The 19734-nt window shown below is 59.1% G+C and carries 17 protein-coding genes; 8 read left to right on the top strand and 9 right to left on the bottom strand.

The genetic code is table 11. From position 1 onward, the window contains the following. The first annotated feature begins 5 nt into the window (after window positions 1–5). The 6 genes from eutC (at window position 6) to ACA068_RS25965 (ending at window position 4751) form a co-directional block, all read left to right on the top strand. Window positions 6–830: an ethanolamine ammonia-lyase subunit EutC gene (gene eutC / locus ACA068_RS25940; protein ID WP_497305750.1), complete on the top strand. Its 825-nt coding sequence runs from the start codon at window positions 6–8 to the stop codon at window positions 828–830. A 120-nt stretch (window positions 831–950) separates the two neighbouring features. Next, window positions 951–1409: a GNAT family N-acetyltransferase gene (locus ACA068_RS25945; RefSeq protein ID WP_109635166.1), complete on the top strand. Its 459-nt coding sequence runs from the start codon at window positions 951–953 to the stop codon at window positions 1407–1409. A 248-nt stretch (window positions 1410–1657) separates the two neighbouring features. Beyond that, a complete protein-coding gene (locus ACA068_RS25950; RefSeq protein ID WP_497305751.1) occupies window positions 1658–2314 on the top strand; it encodes a DedA family protein in 657 nt (218 codons plus the stop codon). A gap of 6 nt (window positions 2315–2320) precedes the next feature. After that, window positions 2321–3133 carry a M90 family metallopeptidase gene (locus tag ACA068_RS25955; RefSeq protein ID WP_497305752.1) on the top strand — a complete coding sequence of 271 codons (813 nt, stop codon included), beginning with the start codon at window positions 2321–2323 and terminating at the stop codon, window positions 3131–3133. Between the two features lie 113 nt (window positions 3134–3246). After that, window positions 3247–3774 carry an inorganic diphosphatase gene (gene ppa / locus ACA068_RS25960; protein WP_282379152.1) on the top strand — a complete coding sequence of 176 codons (528 nt, stop codon included), beginning with the start codon at window positions 3247–3249 and terminating at the stop codon, window positions 3772–3774. 230 nt (window positions 3775–4004) lie between these two features. Beyond that, a complete protein-coding gene (locus ACA068_RS25965; RefSeq protein WP_497305754.1) occupies window positions 4005–4751 on the top strand; it encodes a S24 family peptidase in 747 nt (248 codons plus the stop codon). 452 nt (window positions 4752–5203) lie between these two features. On the opposite strand, the gene rhuM (ACA068_RS25970) is transcribed toward ACA068_RS25965, so the two are convergent. The 3 genes from rhuM (ACA068_RS25970) to rhuM (ACA068_RS25980) all read right to left on the bottom strand — a co-directional run bounded on the left by rhuM (ACA068_RS25970) (window position 5204) and on the right by rhuM (ACA068_RS25980) (window position 7380). Continuing rightward, window positions 5204–5944 (bottom strand): RhuM family protein, encoded by a 741-nt coding sequence (gene rhuM / locus ACA068_RS25970; RefSeq protein WP_497305755.1) that lies wholly within the window; start codon window positions 5942–5944, stop codon window positions 5204–5206. Next, window positions 5941–7103 (bottom strand): IS3 family transposase gene (locus ACA068_RS25975; protein ID WP_497302891.1). Its coding sequence is split into 2 segments (ribosomal slippage): window positions 5941–6848 and window positions 6848–7103, totalling 1164 coding nucleotides; the frame shifts between segments, so codons are not numbered across the junction. Before ACA068_RS25975 ends, rhuM (ACA068_RS25970) begins: the two co-directional genes overlap by 4 nt. Beyond that, complete coding sequence (rhuM, locus tag ACA068_RS25980; protein WP_497305757.1) at window positions 7072–7380, bottom strand: RhuM family protein; 309 nt, start codon at window positions 7378–7380, stop codon at window positions 7072–7074. The genes ACA068_RS25975 and rhuM (ACA068_RS25980) overlap by 32 nt, the downstream gene beginning before the upstream one ends. A gap of 472 nt (window positions 7381–7852) precedes the next feature. On the opposite strand from rhuM (ACA068_RS25980), the gene ACA068_RS25985 reads away from it, so the two are divergent. Beyond that, window positions 7853–8038, top strand: a complete 186-nt coding sequence (locus tag ACA068_RS25985) for a hypothetical protein (RefSeq protein ID WP_497305759.1) — start codon at window positions 7853–7855, stop codon at window positions 8036–8038. 67 nt (window positions 8039–8105) lie between these two features. Here the strand turns inward: ACA068_RS25985 and ACA068_RS25990 are convergent, their stop codons facing one another. Genes ACA068_RS25990 through ACA068_RS26015 form a run of 6 tightly spaced genes read right to left on the bottom strand, consistent with a single transcriptional unit; the run spans window position 8106 to window position 18298 of the window. After that, entirely contained in the window at window positions 8106–8921 is an 816-nt protein-coding gene (locus tag ACA068_RS25990) for a YfaP family protein (protein WP_497305761.1), read from the bottom strand. Window positions 8922–8924: 3 nt separating this feature from the next. Continuing rightward, window positions 8925–10544, bottom strand: a complete 1620-nt coding sequence (locus tag ACA068_RS25995; protein WP_497305763.1) for a DUF2300 domain-containing protein — start codon at window positions 10542–10544, stop codon at window positions 8925–8927. A gap of 1 nt (window position 10545) precedes the next feature. Next, window positions 10546–15111 (bottom strand): alpha-2-macroglobulin family protein, encoded by a 4566-nt coding sequence (locus tag ACA068_RS26000; RefSeq protein WP_497310669.1) that lies wholly within the window; start codon window positions 15109–15111, stop codon window positions 10546–10548. Next, entirely contained in the window at window positions 15108–15758 is a 651-nt protein-coding gene (locus ACA068_RS26005) for a DUF1175 domain-containing protein (protein ID WP_497305765.1), read from the bottom strand. Before ACA068_RS26005 ends, ACA068_RS26000 begins: the two co-directional genes overlap by 4 nt. After that, complete coding sequence (locus ACA068_RS26010; RefSeq protein ID WP_497305767.1) at window positions 15743–17455, bottom strand: DUF2138 domain-containing protein; 1713 nt, start codon at window positions 17453–17455, stop codon at window positions 15743–15745. The genes ACA068_RS26005 and ACA068_RS26010 overlap by 16 nt, the downstream gene beginning before the upstream one ends. Window positions 17456–17506: 51 nt before the next feature. Beyond that, window positions 17507–18298, bottom strand: coding sequence for a YfaP family protein (locus tag ACA068_RS26015; RefSeq protein WP_497305769.1), 792 nt, complete (start codon window positions 18296–18298; stop codon window positions 17507–17509). A 279-nt stretch (window positions 18299–18577) separates the two neighbouring features. Between ACA068_RS26015 and ACA068_RS26020 the strand changes: the two genes are divergently transcribed. Beyond that, window positions 18578–19705 carry a Fic family protein gene (locus tag ACA068_RS26020; RefSeq protein WP_497305770.1) on the top strand — a complete coding sequence of 376 codons (1128 nt, stop codon included), beginning with the start codon at window positions 18578–18580 and terminating at the stop codon, window positions 19703–19705. The last annotated feature ends 29 nt before the right edge of the window (window positions 19706–19734 follow it).

The following is a 19734-nucleotide window of genomic DNA, read 5'->3' on the forward strand; positions in this document are numbered from 1 at the left end:
TTGAAATGGATAAACCACCTGTTGATCCAGAAAATCCGTTGCTGCAACTGCGTCGCCTGACCCCGGCGCGGATTGCCCTGGGTCGAACCGGCACCAGCATGCCGACGAGTGCGCAACTGGATTTCCAATACGCCCACGCACAAGCCCGGGACGCGGTGCACTTGCCATTCGACCATGCAGGGCTCAGCTCACAACTGGCCGAGGCCGGGCGCGAGAGTTTGCTGCTGCACAGCGCCGCCACGAACCGGGACAGTTACTTGCAGCGGCCCGATCTGGGGCGAAAGTTGAGTGATGAGTCGGCGCAGATCCTGCGCGGGTACGCACAGGCAAAACCTGGGGGTGTGGACCTGGTGATCGTAGTTGCCGATGGCTTGTCGGCGCTGGCCGTTCATCGCCATACCTTGCCGTTTCTGGCGCGGATGCAAGAGCAGATTGTGGCTGAAGGCTGGTCCGTTTCACCGGTGGTGCTGGTGGAGCAAGGCCGGGTCGCAGTGGCCGACGAGATTGGCGAACTGCTCGGCGCGAAAATGGTGGTGATCCTGATCGGTGAACGCCCTGGCCTCAGTTCGCCGGACAGCCTGGGGTTATATTTCACCTACAGTCCTAAGGTCGGGCTGACCGACGCCTACCGCAATTGCATCTCCAATGTCCGGCTCGAGGGCTTGAGCTACGGAATGGCGGCACACCGTTTGCTGTACCTGATGCGTGAGGCTTGCCGGCGGCAACTGTCGGGGGTCAATCTGAAGGATGAAGCCCAGGTTCAGACGCTGGAGTCGGACACAGGTGCAGACATGAAAGGTAATTTCCTACTGAGCCCGCCGAATACCTGAACCGTTTCCGCATTGCGTTTCTGTTCCGGTTTCAGGCAGGATCGATGCACGGCTGCCCGAGTGAAGAACCGTTCGCCGTCAGAGCACGTGAAGACAGCCACTTGAAGATGAGACCTATCGATGCGGATTATTCAAGCGACCCTCGAACACCTGGACCTGCTGACCCCGTTGTTCGTCAAATATCGCGAGTTTTATGGCTCACTGGCCTATCCAGACTCCTCTCGGGCGTTCCTTGAAAAACGTCTGCGGCGCAAGGAATCGGTGATTTACCTGGCGCTGGCCGATGGCGACGACAAACTGATGGGGTTCTGTCAGTTATATCCGAGCTTCTCATCCCTTTCGCTCAAGCGCGTGTGGATCCTCAACGACATCTATGTCGCCGAAGACGCCCGCCGCCAGCTGGTGGCCGACAACCTCATCCGTACCGCGAAGAAAATGGCCAAGGAAACCAATGCCGTGCGCATGCGCGTTTCCACCAGCAGCAATAACGAAGTGGCGCAGAAAACCTACGAATCCATCGGGTTCAAGGAAGACACCGAGTTCAAGAACTACGTGCTGCCGATCAGCGACGAGCTCTGATCCTTGCAGCCAGGCCAATTTCTGTGAGAAGTGGGCACGTTCCCTTCTCGCAGAAAGGGTTATTTATTGTCACGCGACTTCCTGTCGCCCCATCGACATCCCCCGCTACAATCTCGACGCGCGTTTCACCACTCAGGCCGTATAATGCCGACCTTTTCGGCTTGTAAGAAAAACTACACTCGTCTGTAGGCTTTCGCGAAGTCATCCGCACAGGCCTGCTGAGTCTGGCCGTCACCACAGGTGCCCTCATGGATTTCAACCCGATCGACCTTATCCTGCATCTCGATGTTTACCTCGACTTGCTGGTGAACAACTACGGGCCATGGATCTACGCCATCCTGTTTCTGGTGATCTTCTGCGAAACCGGTCTGGTGGTGATGCCCTTCCTGCCGGGCGACTCCCTGCTGTTCATCGCGGGCGCCGTTGCGGCCGGCGGCGGCATGGACCCGGTGTTGCTGGGCGGCTTGCTGATGCTGGCGGCGATCCTCGGTGACAGCACCAACTACGTCATCGGCCGAACAGCGGGCGAACGCTTGTTCAGCAACCCGAACTCGAAAATCTTCCGCCGCGACTATCTACAACAGACCCACGACTTCTATGACAAACACGGTGGCAAAACCGTGACCCTGGCGCGCTTCCTGCCGATCATCCGCACCTTTGCACCGTTCGTCGCCGGCGTTGCCAAAATGCCTTACCCACGCTTCTTTGCCTTCAGTGTCCTCGGCACCATTCTGTGGGTCGGCGGTCTGGTGACCTTGGGTTACTTCTTCGGCAACGTGCCGTTCATCAAGAAAAACCTTTCGCTGCTGGTGGTGGCCATCATCCTGCTGTCGCTGGTACCGATGATCATCGGCGTAGTCCGCAGCCGCTTCGGCAACGCCGCGCCTAAAACCCCATCGCGCTGACTCGCGATGTGGTCCCTGAGCGCCTGGCGTCGCCGGCGCATCCTGGCCAGACACCCGATTGCCGACGACCTGTGGCAACGGGTGCGCCATCACTTGAGTTTTCTCGATGGCCTCAGCGCCGCGGAAGATCAGTGGCTGCGCGAAGCCTGCGTGCTGTTCCTGGAAGATAAACACTTGACCGCCCTGCCCGGCGTCGAACTCCACCAGGAGCAACGCCTGCTGCTCGCCGCCCAGGCACAATTGCCACTGCTGAACCTGGGCGATCTGAACTGGTATCAGGGTTTTCACGAAATCGTCCTCTACCCCGACGACTTCCTCAGCCCCCAACGGCATCGCGATGCCAGTGGCGTCGAACACGAGTGGGACGGCGAACACAGCGGCGAAGCCTGGCAGCAAGGCCCGATCATCCTTGCCTGGCCCGGCGTGATGGCCAGCGGCGGCTGGGAAGGCTACAACCTGGTGATTCACGAACTCGCGCACAAACTCGACATGCTCAACGGCGATGCCAACGGCTTGCCGCCGCTGCACCCCGACATGCGCGTCAGCGAGTGGGCCAAGGTCATGCAGCACGCCTACGACGACCTCAATCGGCACCTTGACCGCAATCCAGACGCCGAAACAGCCATCGATCCGTATGCAGCAGAAAATCCCGCCGAGTTCTTCGCCGTCACCAGCGAATACTTCTTCAGCGCCCCGGATTTGCTGCACGAGGCGTATCCTCAGGTCTATGAGCAGCTGAGGCTGTTTTACCGCCAGGATCCGTTGGCCCGGCTGCGGCAACTTCTGGCCAATGACCCGGTCTATCAGGCACACGACTAAGGTCTCTACGACCCTTGGTACGTAGCATCAACGGCGGAATATGCCTATAATCGCCGCCACTTTTTGGTCAATCCGGCCAAGTGTTTTTGGTCAACTAACGGGGGCAACGCCCAATGAGCTACAGCAAGATTCCGGCTGGCAAAGACCTGCCGAACGACATCTACGTCGCGATCGAGATTCCGGCCAACCACGCGCCGATCAAGTACGAAATCGACAAAGACAGCGATTGCCTGTTCGTTGACCGTTTCATGGCCACCCCGATGTTCTACCCGGCCAACTACGGTTTCATTCCGAACACCCTGGCCGACGACGGTGACCCCCTCGACGTACTGGTCGTGACCCCTTACCCGGTTACTCCAGGTTCGGTCATCCGCGCCCGTCCGGTCGGCATCCTGCACATGACCGACGACGGCGGCGGCGATGCCAAAGTCATCGCAGTCCCACACGACAAGCTGTCCCAGCTGTACGTCGACGTGAAGGAATACACCGATCTGCCTCCGCTGCTGCTGGAACAGATCAAGCACTTCTTCGAGAACTACAAAGACCTCGAAAAAGGCAAATGGGTGAAGATCGAAGGTTGGGGCGACGCAGAAGCCGCTCGCACCGAGATCATGAAGTCGGTTGCTGCCTACAAAGGCTAAGACGCCATGGGCCTCGTGCCTGTGACGACTTGAAAAAAACCCCGGTTGATCCGGGGTTTTTTGTGGGCGCCTATTAAGTGCCTTTTAAACAGGGCGTTTAGTTTCAGAGCGCTACGTTTTTTCTTGTTTAATTTGTTCCAAATACGTCTTACATCCGGTCGTAAATTTCCCTCGAAATTTGAACGGTTCGTTTATTCAAAGCCCGCCCCAGCGCCCGTAGACTCGTGTTTATGAAAAAGAACACTAGCGGCCCACGGTTTAAAGCGCTCCTCGAAAAAGCGAAAATAACGACGACAGGATTTGCCGCTTTCTTCGACACGGAGCCGCAAAATATCCACAACTGGTACACCCGCGGTGTGCCCGCCTACCGTATGGAAGAGGTCTCCAGACTACTGTCGGTAAACAGCGACTGGCTCAAGACCGGCGAAGGCCCACAAGACTCCAAACACCTGCGCCTGCTCGATGAGTCTGGCAACACCTTCGACGCCCAGGCCATTCGCGGCATCTACACGGTGGTCGAGCCCACCGATGTGGAACTGCCTCTCTACAAGGAAATACCCGTCACCCCGGGGTCCTGCAAAACCCACGTCGTCGAAGACCCCGGCCAATTCATCCGCCTGCCCAAAAGCCACCTCGACTCCCTGGAAATCAGATACACGGATGTCTTCTGCGTCCACATGATCGGCAACGGCATGGGCGAGCGGATTGAGGACGGCTCGACACTCGCCATCGACCGCGGACTGACCAAAGTGATTGATGGGGAAATCTATGCGATCGAGCATGACGGGATGCTGCGAATCAAATACCTGCACCGTATGCCGGGCAACGCCCTGAGGTTGCGCAGCTACAACAAGGCAGAACACCCGGATGAGATCTTCAATGCCGAGCAGATTGATAAGCAGAACATCAGGGTATTGGGATGGGTGTTCTGGTGGTCGACGCTGAACAAACGGCGGCCGGCGGTGCCGTTTTTGTAGCTCCCGGGCATTTTTACAGGCGAGCCCACTCCCACAGGCATCACACAATCCCTGTGGGAGCGGGCTCGCCCGCGAAAGCAATGGAACAGTCACCCTCAAATCCGGATGGGTTACTTGATCCCAAGCCTCCGATAGCCCTAAGACGCACACCACACTGGGAATCCCCCCAAAAAATCAGTATGCTGCGCCCCACATTTGCGCATCACCCCGCCCCGCGGCGCTGATCGCACCGACAAGGCAGATGACTTTCTCGCCGAGTCCCACAGCCGGACGCAAGATCCGGGTGTACGTTTTGAAGGCTGGCGCGGTTTACCAAAAATGAACCAAGCCAGTCCCCGAGAAGCCGGCCACAAGCCGGCTTTTTAATGCCTGAAAGACAAGCAGAATGCGGGCTTGATGCAAAGCGCCATATCTGACCCACACCAAGTTTCTGGTGTTAGCTTGACCGGTACTTAATCTTTCTTACACGTATTGCCTGATAACTGATGAGCAATCTGGCTCAAGTTGGCAAGGTGTTTGTCTGCATCGATGGCATCTGCATGCTGGCGCTGCTGGTGAAACTGCTCGTACTGCGACTCGGCGTATTGCTTGGCCATGTCGTGGGAGATCTTGCCGGCATTGTCGAGAATGTCGCGGTCGTTCAAAGTAAGGAAGCCATCTAGCTTTTTCACCCAGTCAGCCATGGACATGGGGATGCGGCGCATGGCCTGACCCTCGGCAAACACCAGGTATTGCTCGACCAGGTTGTTCAAGGCGCTGAGTTCTTCTGCCGAGAGGTAGTTCTTGGCGTTGGCGATATCCTGCTTGCGCACCTTAGCACCGCGCCAGTTGGTCAGGTCCATATGGGGTTTGCTGCTGTCAGCGCGGTGGTGAGTAAGCTCGGCAGCGGTTTGCCCGGTAATTGCCCAGTGCACTTTGTTTTGCACGGTTTTGAAGAAGCCGATGCTGGCATCCTGGGTTGGGTCGTAGTCCACGCTGGTGGCGTAGATATCGGTGATCTTCTGGTAGAAGCGCTTTTCGCTGGTGCGAATATCCTGAATGCGCCGCGTCAGCTCTTCGAAGTAATCGAAGGGCTGGTCGGGGTTTTTCAGACGCTCATCATCAAGCACGAAGCCTTTGACGATGTATTCGCGCAGCTGCCGGGTGGCCCATTGGCGGAAGCGGGTTGCCGTATGGCTCTGTGTAGTGGTCAACTAATCCCGGACACGACGTTAAGTTTTTCTTCGGCCCGAGCTGGCGCCAGCCCACCGTTGAATTGATGGGGTCGAATCCAGTTGTACCGATGCATCAAGAAATGGCTGATATCGCGCTGGGCTTCTTGGGCCGTTCTGTAACCCAGAGTCGGTATCCATTCGGTTTTCAAACTGCGGAACACGCGCTCCATCGGCGCATTGTCCCAGCAATTTCCCCGGCGACTCATGCTCTGGCGCATGCGATAACGCCACAGCCTCTGGCGAAATAAACGACTCGCGTACTGCGACCCTTGATCCGAGTGAAACAGCAGGCCCTGAGGCCTTCCTCGTTGTTCGTAGGCCATATCCAGCGCCTTGATAACCAGCTCGGCGTCCGGCTTTTCCGACAACGCCCAGCCCACCACCCGGCGCGCGCAAAGATCCATCACGACAGCCAGATAATGCCATTTCCCCTGAGCCCAAATGTAGGTGATGTCGCCGCACCACACTTGGTTGGGTGCCGGGACATCGAACTCCCGATTCAAGATGTTCGGGATATCCAACCGCTCAACCGTCGCCCGTTTATAAGCATGAGACCCTGGCTGTTTGCTCACGAGGTCAAGCTCACGCATCAAGCTGCGTACTTTGAACCGACCGAGTTGCTCACCATCGTCACGCATCAACGAGAGAATGCTACGGCTGCCGGCAGCACTGCGACTTTGCGAAAACAACTCGCTCACCCGGCTGCGTAGCCGAAGCCGTTCGACATCAGGCGTTCGACGCTTGAGGCGGTGGGCGTAGTAACTTGAGCGGTTGATTTCAAACACTTGGCACAGCCAATCAACCGGCTCGTGGACGCTCAGCTGATTGATCAGCGCGTACGCTCGTGATCTTCCGACATCAAGAGCGCGGTAGCCTTTTTTAGTATCGATTTCTCCCGTTCAAGGCGGGCGATCCGGGCTTCCAGCTCCTGGATTTTCTGCTGCTCTGATGTCAGCGCTTTGCTCTGCGGAGTAACGCCTTGGCGTTCCTTCTGAACCTGGTCAACCCAACGGCGCAGGGCCGACTCGCCGACGCCGAGTGAACGGCTGGCTTCGATGTAGCTGTAGTTTTGCTTGAGCACGAGGTCGGCAGCCTCGCGCTTGAACTCAGCGGAAAAGGAACGGCGTTGTTTGGTCATCTGACACCTCGATCTGGCGAGCATTCTCGCCTATATGGGTGTCCGGTTTCATTAGACCACTACACTGTACGCGATACCCCACCGAGATGATGGCGTCCAGATTGTAGTGTTTGAGGCTGCGTTTTACCTGGCGTGTGCCTTCTTGGCGAACTACTAAGAAATCCTTAGTGGTTGCATTTTGATCAAGCTCAGCCTCGCTGAAGATGTTCTTCAGGTGCATCAGCACGTTCTCTGGCGTGGTGCTGAACAGTTCCGCCTTAGGGCTTGGGTCAGCCATACAGACTCGTCGACAAAGCGCACATCCAGCCGGGTTTGCCCGTCTTCGCTCTGGTAGATGATGAACTGTGAAGTGTTGCTGTCGGCACCATCCGTGCTCATAGCTAAAATCCTTCCTTGACCAGCAGCACCTTCTGCACGTCGCTCCATAGGTGGGCTTCAAGGTCGTTTAATGTAATCAGGGTCATTTTTTCTCGAAAAATCTTGAGCAACTATTCGGTCGCCTGCACCGCTGGCAGGCTAGAGATGGGGCAAGTGTACTGGATCAAAAACGTAAAGTCTGGGCTTGTAGACCGCTAAAAATCTGTTAAAAACCGGTCTCGAACGGCAAGAGAATGGTGGCCGGCATGGGATTTCAGATCCTTAAAAAATCAATCAAACATTATGTTTCTTATAGATAAATTGATTGAAAACCAACCACAAATCATCATCATTTCTAATGTCCAAAAGGCCATTATCAGAGGCGCCTCTTCATGACCGTGTCCAAGACTCCTGCCGATAGAGAATCTCGACGACGCTCAACGCTTGAATACAAGACACTCATCGAAGCGGATGAGGCGCTGGTAGCGGTGGTTACAGAGCGGCTTGTATCGCCTCAGCGAGTAAAGGTAAGCCCGGATGATCTCGACTGCTCAGGCAATGTCTCGGAAAACATCTGAGCTTCCGATATTGGGCAGCAAGCCGCTGCCCAATTCAATTGTCCAACAGCCATCAGACAATTGGCCATCACGGATAACTAAACCCCTTTACCAACGTCAACTCCCCCACCGCCCGCATCGGCACCAGAAAAGTCTCCATCTTCTCGTTCGGCGTCCCCTCCTCCGTAATCACCGTCACCTGCGCCGTGGTCAGCGCCTGAACCGCCTCCTCCTGCCCTTCCTCATCACTGCGATACCCACCGCCAAAATAATTCACATACACCAAATACTGCCCCTTGATCGGCGCCGGCATGGCAAAAATCTCCGGGCCGTATCCCGTCGTCACATCCACATCCAGCGCCGCTCCATTCGGTGCAACACGGTCGCCATACCAAATATGCGCACCGTCGGGCGTGATGAGGTGCAGGTCCAGATCCGTACCATCGCTGTCCCAGGCCAACAGCACCCGCAACTTGGCCGGCGTAGCCCCACCACTGGCATTAAGAAACTGCGTCCGAGACCGTTGCTGTCCATCAGCACTACGAACTTCAACGCTGTTGCTGCCATTGGGAAACGAGAACGGTCGATCAAAGCGCCCGGCCGCATCAATTTTCAGCGGCATGCTGACGCCGTTGACGATCAACCTGCCGGGCTGACCTGACTTGGGCGCAGCTTTGATCTGGCCGGTAATCCGTGCAGTGTTGGCCTGTCCCACCGGGGTATTCACCGAAGAGGCCGGGTAATTAACCGTCTGGCGAAAGTTTTCACCTTCCCCCTCAGCCGCGCCGGTGCGCCAACCGCCAACGGGCGTATCGAGTTTCACGCCGCTCTCAGCCGCAAACACCGTCGGCAATACACAAAAAGAACAAAGGAACAGGAGGACCTGTGGATAACGGAGTTTCATGGCCTATTCCAGCAAGAGGTGGCGGGCGAGCCCTTCGATGTAGGTTTCATCCTGGCCGTTGGGATGTGCTTCGAAGGCCAGGTGCAGGTATTCGTGGGTCAGGTCGAGGCGGTCTTGCAGTGACAGCACGCCGCGCACGTAGATGCGTTGACGTTCGCGGTCGACGTAGGGGCGGCCGAAGACCAGGCGGCAGACGGCGAAGGTGCTGACGTCGTTGTAGCCGACCTCGCTTTCCAACCGCAAACGCCAGCCGCGGCGTTGCTTTTGTAGCCAGTCTTGCGCGGCGGGCAGTGCTTCGCAGGAGGCGACGGGATTGTCCCAGCGGCTGAGGCTGGCGCGTGGGTAGGCGTGCACCAGGATGGCGTCGTAGCGCTGGCCGGCGTTGGCTTGTTCGACGGCTTGCTGCCAGGAGAGTTTGTCCGGGCCGGGTTGGTCGGAGTGGTAGGTGACGGTGCTGCCGGCCATGACGAGGTCGCTGGTCCAGGCGGCGATGTAGCGTGATTCAGCGGTGGCTGGGCGTGGGGCGACGCGTTGACGGTTGCTGCTGTCGTCGATGCTCAGGCAGTCGCCATTGCGGGTGGCGTTTTGCAGCAGATAAGTGCGGATGGCGACGGCCAGGGCTTTGGCGGCTTCAGCGGGTTCGGGTTTGGCTTCGCGCTGGAGGACACGGGCGACGTATTCTTCGCGGTCCAGACGGGCGATCAGTTTGTCCTTAAGCAAAAACAGTTCGCCATCGCTGTGGATATCCAGCTGATTGCCATTGGCGAACTCGACGCGATAGTCGCCCTGCAGAGGCCCGGAAGAAACAACCCGATCCCCCGCAAGAACACGCCCGATCGGATAACGGGAAAACAGACCGACCTCGACACATCGTCCCGCGTCCACGGGCCAATCCACCGGCAACACCGAAGCCAACGCAACACCGTAATGACGAAGCACCATCTGACTGGTCCCGCGCCCGCCCGCCCAGATCGGCGTGCCGTCCGCCATCCAACCCGCAAACCCGCCCTGACGCGACGCAGGATCCTGATCGCCCAACCAGCTCCAGGTTTTCACCCGCAACCGGCCACCGAGTTCGCCCACGACATTGCCGTCAGCGGCGCTCAACACCACATCGAGCAACACCCGGCGCGCCTGATCCTGCGCCGGCATCACGGCCAGCACTTTCAGCAATTGCGCCACCGACACTCGCGTAGAAGGCTGCATCGAAGGCAAGTTCTGCAACCATTCCGGCGCCTGCCGTACCTGCCAATACTCCCGCCAGCCAGCCTCAGAAATACCCAGCCGCGCAGGTTCGAAATACAACCCGCACGACTTCACCAACGCCTGATCGCGTTCGATCTTGCCGCCCGCCGTGCAGCAATAAACTTCCTCTTTCGACTGCCCGCGACACTCGTAAGCCGGCTCGCGGGCGCCGGTATCCACCAACCAGCCGTACACAAACAACTTCCACAAACTGCCCAACGGCGCCTGCAAATCACTGGGCAATGGCTCGCGTGAAATCACCTGTGTCTGGCTCAACGAAATCAACTCGCCCTTGAAACCCAGGCGCAGCGGCTCCTCCTGCGCTGTCGCCAGCGCAGGAATCAAACACAGCAGCCACCAGACCAGCGCTCGTGGCATGTCAGTTGACCGTGACTTGGCCGAGGGCGGGTTTCTGTTCCTGAGCCTGGTGCTGCGGCGCGTAGACCTGAGTGAAACGCACCGGCGGCAGGTTGAACTGGCCTTTCTGCGAGAAGCGCACCAAGTGCCGCAGGCGCAGTTCGCCGCTCAAGGCATCGACCGGAATCGCGTAAGCCATCTGGCCCGGTTCGAAACGCGCTTTCTCCAGCGCGGTCGGCTCAGTACCGGCCTTGCCCATCAACTTGATGCCCCACGTGGTGCGTTCGACATCGGCGCCCGGCGGCAGCGGCACTTCGAGCATGCCGTAGCGCAGCGGTTTCGCGGCTTTGCTGGTGATGATCACTTCGTCCAGGTACAGGCTGTCGCTGGACAACGGCTTGCTGCCTATCGCTTCCAGCTTGAAGGTGAAGGCTTCGTCACCCGGCACCAGACGCGACAGGCGACGGGTGATGGTCACCGCCATCGGATCAACCAATGGCTGCCGGGTCTGGAAGCTCAACGCGGCGCGCAACGGACGTTCTTGCGTCCCGGTCAGCGACAACACGGCCGGCACCGCCGAAGCACCCTGCCACGTCCAGTACATTTCACCGGTGTCACCGTGTTGTTTTTTCCAGCCTTCACCTGGGGCCAGTGCGATAGTGGGCGATGCCTGCTCGATGCTGCGTTGCAACCAGGTCAGCGCCAGAGCGCGTTCCAGGGTCGATTGCTGTGGCAGCAAACGTTGCAACAACGCTTGCGCGTGAGCCTGATCGAAGGGTTGCAGCGACAGGTTCAAGGCTTCGGCAAACGGTTGGGAACTTACGGCCAGACGCTGTTGCGCATCCGGCAGTTGACGATTGAATGCGTCAGGCAGCGTCACCTTCGATTGCTTCGCCAAAGAGGCAGTCAACACACGAGCAGCCGCCAGACCCAGCGCGGAATCTGGATCGCTCATGACGATGCTGTCTTCTCCATCCTCCATCAGGTTCGCCGCATTGCCCTCGCCCGCTTTCGCCAGGTCATCCATCAAGCCACTGAGCAAGGTGTTGACCGGCAATTGCATCTGCTTGGCGAACGACAGAATCAGCGCCCGCTGCAACAGCGGCGTGTTTTGCGCCTGCTTGGAATACACCTCCAGCACCCGCTGCCAATGCTCCGGCGGCAGGCTCAGTTCCAGTGCTTTGCTGGCATGCCAGTCGGCGTAATAGGCGTAGGCAGTGAGGAATGCATCCGGCTCGCCGTCCATGCCCCACCAAGTGAAACTCGCCGACGGCCCGGCCATTTGCACCAGGCGCAGACGGCTGTTTTGCATGATCAGGCGCAAGCGATCGCGGATCTGCGGGTTCGACGACAAGGTTGGATACGCAATGCTCAACGGCAGCAAACGGCTCGCGGTTTGTTCGACGCCGCCGTATGGATAGCTCAGCAAATCATCCAGCGCCGAACGGAACAGCGCTTGCGGACTGTCATCCAGACGCAGGCGAATATCCGTCGCGTCCGCCGGCAAGGTCAGCGGCATGTCACCACTGGCCACGTCCAGGCTTTGGCTTTGCGTGACCTGCCAGCCTTCGCCGGTCGCGGTCAGGCGCACGGCCAGGGCGTCGGCGGTTTTGCCGTCCTGCACCAGTTCGGCAGTCCACTCGCCGGAGGTCAACGCAAACGCCGGCAGCGCGATGTAGTTGATGCCATTGTTCAGCGTTACTGGAACGCGTTGTTCCGTGCCACCGTAATGAATCACCAGCTCGGCCTTGACCGGTTTTTCGGCCTGGCTGAACGCGAACACACCGAGATCCGGTTTGTCGCCATTGCGGAATTGGGTCGGACCGCTCCATTTCAGGTACAGCGGTTTCTCCGAGCGCAGGAATTGCTTCTTCTGCCCGACCTGGCCGTCATCGGCAATGGCCCGGGCTGTGATGCGCCAGCGGGTCAGCGAATCCGGCATCTTGAAGGTGAAGCGGATTTTGCCGTTGGCGTCGGTGATCAATTCCGGTTCCCACGCGGCGGTATCGACGTCTTCACGGCGCGGCCGCTCCAACACTTTCACGCCCCGCTCGCTGCGGTTGGCTTTGCCCGGTGCACCGGGGCTACCCGGCAACGCAACGTCGTAGCTGATGAACGACAGACTGGCGCTGGTGCGCACGTTGTTGCGGCGCGGGTGGTAGAAGAACTGGTCGATGGTCGGCGCGACTTCCGGTTGCAGCGCGTAGACCATTTCATCGACCACGCTGACCGTCAGGTGTGCCGGAATCGGCTTGCCGGCGAACTGGGTGGTCAGGTCCACCGACACGGTATCGCCCGGCTGATACGCCTCTTTGTCCGTAACGATGGCCACGTCGATCTGCGGCGCAATCACCTTGATGCCAGCGTTCTGGAAACTGTATAAACCGCCCTTGGTGTACAGCACCGAGAACGTCAGGTTCGGCGCGAAGGTGTCCTTCACCGGGATGCGCGCGCGGTATTGGGTGTCGCTGAGTTTTTCCATCTTCAGCCAGTCACCGCCCTTGGACAGCAACGCCGTGGCCTCAACTTTGTCCCGCTCCAGGGACAGCAGCGCATCGCTGACCGGCTCGGGGAAAGTGATCAACGCCAAGGCTTCGTCGCCCGCCTTGTACTCGGGTTTGTCGAGGACGATTTCCACGGTGCCAGGCACGGCTTTGACACCGTCGCCGGTCACCGAATGGCCGGTGGCGCCGACGACTCGGCCATGGTCATCCTTCAACGTCAGGTTGTAGGTGCCCGGACGGTCGAAGGCCAAGGTGAAGCCTTTATCCGTCGCAGCGAGTTTGCCTTCGCCGGTGCTCTGATCCTCCAGACGCACCCAACCGTAACTGCCCGGCGTGACTGCTTTGGTCTGCTCGCTGCCACCTTCATTCAAATAGCTGAACGCAACCTTGTCGCCCACTGCACTGAACCGCTGCGGAGCGCTCAAGCGGAAACTCGCGGCGCCACGGTCGATGAGGATTTCCTTGGTGGTCTTGACCCGATACGCCGCGCCGTCGCTGGCGAACACGGTGAGCATGTAGCGGCTCGGTTTGTCGGCGGCCGGCAGGTCGAGGGTCGCGTTGCCTTTGCTGTCGGTGGTCAGTTCGGTGCTGGTCAGTTCAACCGGGAATTGCCCGAGGTATTGCAGCTCGTTGTCGACCATCGACAATTGCTGGGCGCGCAGGCTCAGGGTCAGTTTGGCATCGGCCACCGGTTTGCCGTCCGGGTAAAGCAGCACGAGGCTGCCCTTGACCGGTTCGCCGGTGCGGTAATCCTGCTTGGCCAGGTTCAGGGAAATCTCGAAGTGCGGCTTGATGTATTCGGCAACGCGGAAGGCGCTGCTGTAGGCCTGATCCTTGTAGCTCAAACGCAGTTCATAACCACCGGCCACGGCGTTGTCCGGCAACTGGAATCGGCCTTGGGTGCCGGCCTTGGAATCCAGCTTCAGCGCCAGCGATTGCAGCGCGGTGCCGGTGGCATCGAGCACGGTCACGTTGACGTCGGCAGCGGTCGGCAACACCGAATCCCGGGCGTTCTTGAACTCGCGACCGACGATTTTCAGCGACACCCAATCCCCCGGCCGATACAGCGGCCGGTCGGTGAAGGCATAGAGTTTGGTGTCGTAGATTTCGCTGTCGTAATAGAAGTTCTCGGAGACAAACACCCCGCCCTCTTCGTCCTCGCCAATCACAAACGAACGCTCGGGGCTGACGTGTTTCAGGCGCAGCAAACCATCGGTATCGGTGGCGCCGCTGCTCATCACGCCCAGGCCATCGGTCCACAACACATTGACCTTCGGCACCGAACTGCCCTCGTGCTTGCGCGCAGCCCAGACCACCAATTCATCACCGGCAATCTTGCTCACGGCGACGGTGTTGGAAACGAAGACCATGGTGGTCGCACGGTACTTGCCGATCAGCGCTTCCACCAGATAAAGACCGGGTTTGAGGTTGCCCAACGGGATGTACACGTTACCCGGTGCAACGCTGACGAACTCGCTGGACGAACCGGCCAGGTTCACACCGGTAGGCGGCTGGATCGGTTTGGCTTGCCACAGCGGATAACGGAACTGACTGACCACCGGCAAACCCGGAATCAGCGCGAATTGCGGATGAGCGTCGTAAGGCGTTGGCGCGGCAATCGCGCTGCCCATCTTCAGTTCCGGCACTTCCTCGGTGACTTGTTTACGCGATTCGTAGGAAAACGCCCGTTGCATCACGCGACGGGATTTGCGGTACCAGTTGTCCCACAGGTACGCGAGGGTGTTCGACAGGCCTTCGCCCTTGAACTGACCGTCGCTGACCACCCGGTGCAGGTTCTTCTGGCGCTTGAGGAAATCCAGCGGCTTGTCGATGCGATACACCCGAATGTCGGCGCCGCCGTAAGGCTCCATGCGGAACCGACGGTAATCGCGGCCCGGCGCTTCGAGGCGAACCATCGCCTGCTCGTCGCTGGCGAAACTGCTGTCGGCCAGCAGGAAAAAGCTTTCACCGGCCACCGGCGTGTAGCCGCTCGGCTCGACCGTGTCTTCGGCGTTGACCGCCGAAAACGGCAGCACCAAAACCAACAGCAGAGGCAGGAAACGCAACATGCGGGCACCGATCATTGGGAGAGAAAGTTCAGTCGATAGACGCCGATGAAGTTGGGGTTGGCTGCGTCGGGTATCCATCGGGTGTCCTTCCATGTCATGAGTTGCTGCAGGCTTGCGGAGCGCATGCCGTTGTCAGTGGGGGTGGTGGTGCCGGTGTGATAGGCAATGAAGCGGCCCATCCAGATCATCAGGTGCTGGTCGTCGCCCTGATCGAAAAACATCAGGTCGCCGGGCCGGGCTTGCGCCAGGTCGCGACCGATCAGATGGCTGTTGAACTGAATCAACTTGATCGCGTTGACGTAGGGCCCGACCTTGCCGCCGCCCTGCTGCCATTGCTGGGCGAGACCGCGTTGGGCCTCGCTCAATTGCAGTTCCGGCGGCAGGTAGCGGTTGGACAGGCCATTGCTGCGCAGCCATTTGTCGTCATGGACTTTCAGCGCTTCGTTGGCGGCGAACCGCACCAGCCCGGCGCAGTCCTGCTGATACCAGCGTGGGCTCGGGCCTTGGGTCAGTTGTTCCTGGGCGATGCGCACGAACCAGGCGCGGAACACCTGGGATTGCTGCGGATCCAGCGCTGCGGCTTCACCGGCAAATGCGCGGCTGCCCAGCAACATCGCCAGCAGACCGAGGCCTCGGATAAGTGCGGTCACAGGGCTTTCCATTCCAGCGGCAGCCACTGCCAATGGCCGTCCGGCTCGCTGCCTTCGGGCAAGGTCAGGGCATACTTGCCATAACCACCGAGCTTGCGCAGTTTCGGGATCAGGTAGGTCTGCGCGGCGTTGTAGAACACCGGCTCCATGTCCTGCGGCAGGCTGTCGAGGGTTTCCTGTTGCATCAGTTGCGCCATGGAGTCCGGGCCGAAGTAGACCGGCATCAGCAGGTCTTTCGGCACCACGTCGGCCATCGGCGGGAAGCGTTTGTCGAGGGTGCCGAGGGCCTTGTCCACGAGTTTGTCGTCGAGGGAGAACAGCAGCGTCGAACCGTGACGCGCCAGGCTGACTTTCATGAACGCCTTGCCGGTGATTGCATCCGGGTTCTCGGCGTCCTTGGCTTTGTAGGGACCGAAGTTGGAACTGACCTGGCGCTGCCACTGATGGCTTTGGCCTTCCTGTTTCTCGACCACCGGGAACGCGTGTTCTTCGACGTTGCCTTCATAGGCGCCAACCATCGAGCCGAACAGGCTGCCCAGGTCGCCGTCGAGCTTGGCGCTGTCATCATCGTTCAGGCTGGCCACCAGCAACGGCGTGTACAATCGCGAATCGGCGTACCAGCACAGCCCGGCGGCACCGGCCATGTGTTCGGTCAGGGCCTGGGCCACCGACTCTTCGGCACCGAGTTTCACCAGCAGCGGTTTTTGTTGTTCGGCGGCGAGCGGCAAGGCGACACAGGCGCTGGCGCCCATCGGCATGGCTTGCCAGATCGGTTTGAAATCGAAGTCCGGCTGGTCGTCCAGTTCGTCCATGGCGAGGAAGCTGTGCCAGCCCTTATCGTCCATGTCGAAGCGCAGGCCGGCAAAGTTCGGGATGAAACGCTGATAACCCATCGCCAGAACGCTGGAATTGACCGACAGACGTTGTTTCACTTCAGGCGCACGGGGTGGCAGGCCGAAGGCTTCGGGGAACAGCTTCTGGCCGCCGAGCAGTGCTTCCAGCGATTGAGTCGAAACCATGCCGAGCTCATCGATCGGGCCATTACTGTTGTCGTACAGTTTCGAAGGATTGGACAGCACCACCAACTTGTCGCCATGAGAGGCAAACAGCAGCGCTTTGCTGTTGTTGTAAGTGAGCTGATACAGCGGCACCGTATCGCCGGCGACCTTGATGTCACCGAGTTGCGTCAGCTGCGAATCATCCAGCGCTACTTTCGCCAGTGGCTCCAGCACCTTGGCCAGACCACCGCGATCCATCACCAACAAAAAGTCTTTCAGCCGACCGTCCGCCCCACGCCACAACGCCACATCGGCTGGTTGATCGAAGAGCTGCTCGATCAAACTGTCCTGCAACTTCAGGTCATGCTCGTAAATGATCCGCCTCAGACTGCCGATCAAGCCAAGTCGATCCGCATGCGCTTCGTAATAGAAGACGAAATCTTCGGTCAGGGTTTCCTTGAGGAACGGCACCGCCAGCAAGTCCTTGGGCAATTGGCTCAAGGAGTGGGTTTCGAGCAGACCGTCCGGGCGGCTCATGCCCAGTTTGTCGCTGGCCAACTCCGCTGGTGGCGTCTTGGGTTTGTGCATGAACCAGCCCAACCCGGCCGCAACACCGGCAACGAGGCACAGCCCGATCAGCACAGCCGGCCAGCGGCGTGAAGGTTTGGCGGCCGGTGTCTCAGCGGCAGGAGAAACAGTGTTATCGCTCATGTTCACGCTCATGTTCCCAAAGCTCAGCAATTCATCCGTGGAGCGGGATGCTTAATAGTTGAAAGTCTTGACCAGCAGCAGGTCACCGATGGCCCGCAGGGGCACGATGAAGGTCTCGCGTTTTTCGTCGACGGTGTTTTCGTTGAGCACCAGGTTGATCTGCGAGGTGATCACCTCGTTCTGGTTGCTGGTCTCCTCGAAGTTATAGCCGCCGCTGCCGAAGTTGCCCCAATAGTTCACGTAAACCAGATAGGTGCCATGCATCGGCGCGGTCATGGTGAACATTTCCGGGCCGGGGCCATCGACGCCGTCCGGGTCCAGCCCGCCGCCGTTGCTCATCGCCGGGCGAGCCCAGAACGCATGCTGGCCGTCGGGGGTCACGATATGCAGATCGAGTTCGGCTTTCGGATCGTCCCAACCCAGCACCACGCGAATCCGAGACGGGGTGCGCAGGTTATTGGCCTCATAGAATTGAACGCGCTTGAGGGATTTGCCTTCAGCACTGCGCACTTCGACGCTGTTGGAACCGGCGCCAAACGCATACGGCCGGGCGAAACGCCCTTGGTCGTCGGTGTACAGGTTCAGGGGGTTGCCGTTGACGGCCAGGGTGTGCGGCCCGCGTTGAGTGCCGATGGCCTTGAGCTGGCCTTGGATCATCGTGCGATTGCGCTGCACGCCCCGGTCGATGGGCGGCGTCGGATAGGCGACTTGAGGGTTTTCACTGCGGTCCAGCAGGCCGGAATAACGCCAGCCACCCACCGGTTCCGACACCTCGGCCGTCGGCTCGGCCCAGGCCGAAGTCGCGCAGACGAGCGTGAACAGCAACGTAAGAACACAACGCATGTGACGCCTCCTGCCATGCATAACGAAACCTTGCACCCGATCCTCGGCGCATTACAGATCCAAAAAACTGCGTTTCGTCAGAAAGACCCATGACTATCGGGCCGTAGAAGGCGCGAAGATTAGCCATTCGGCGGTTTTTTAACAATCGGATACATCTATTTTTGCGGTGGGATTCACGCTGGCAGGTGGACGGTGAGCCGAACAGGCGTCATATTCGGCTCACCATATGAGCCGAATAACATTTCTATTCGGCTCACCCACTCCAAGAGCACCGAGTTCATGGCACCTCACTGGATCTGGCAGCAGCCCGATTGGCCGAATTTCAACTGGCAAGCAGAGCGGTTGGGGCCGTTTTTGCGCGAGTGTGTCCAAGCACAAGGTCGATTGATGGGCATGGCCAGCTCAGTGGGCAGTTCGCTGAGCGCTCAGAGCGAATTGGATGCACTGTTGCAGAACATCGTGACCTCCTCCGCCATTGAGGGTGAGCAATTGAATGTTGGCTCGGTTCGCTCTTCGTTGGCGCGGCGTCTGGGCCTGGAGCTGGTCGATGGCAACAATGTCAGCCAGCGCAGTGAAGGGCTGGCGCAATTGATGCTCGACGCCACTCAGCATTTCGCTGAACCGCTGACGCTGGAGCGATTACTCGATTGGCACGAATGGCTGTTTCCCGAGCAAGAGACCGATCTCGCCGCCCGGCCGATCCGTGTCGGCGCGTTACGCGGCGATGATCCGATGCAAGTGGTGTCCGGCCGGCTCGACAGACCAACCGCTCACTTCGAAGCCCCGCCCCGTCAGGGCCTTGAGCGACAGCTCGACACTTTCCTCACCTGGTTTACCGCCAGTCGAAATCAGGCGGGACTCGATCCATTGCTGCGGGCCGGCATCGCGCACTTCTGGTTTGTCACTCTGCACCCTTTCGACGATGGCAACGGTCGCCTGACGCGAACGATCTCCGATCTGGCATTGGCTCAGGGTGAAGACCAAGCCATCCGCTTCTATGCCATGTCCGCGAGCATTCTCGAAGATCGGTCCGGCTATTATCGAGTGCTCGAAACCTGCCAGAAAGCCACACTGGATATCACCGAGTGGCTGGAATGGTTTCTGCAAACCCTGCTGCGCAGCTTGCAACAGGCCATGGGGCGGATCGAAAGCGTGCTGGGCAAGGCGCGTTTCTGGCAGACGCACAGAATGTCATCGCTGTCGGCCGTACAGATCAAGGTACTGAATCGCCTGCTCGATGGAGAAGACAGGATCAGCGCGACACAGTATCAAGCGGTTGCAAAAGTATCCAAGGCCACTGCAACTCGTCATCTGGCTGAGTTGCTGGAGAAGGGTTGCCTGAAACGCTTGCCCGGAGGTGGGCGCAGTACGCGTTATCAAATTGATCATTCAGACCCAATTCAATGATGAGCAGCCCTCCAGCTTCAAACAAAGAT

This window comes from Pseudomonas sp. LBUM1660, from assembly GCF_059695935.1.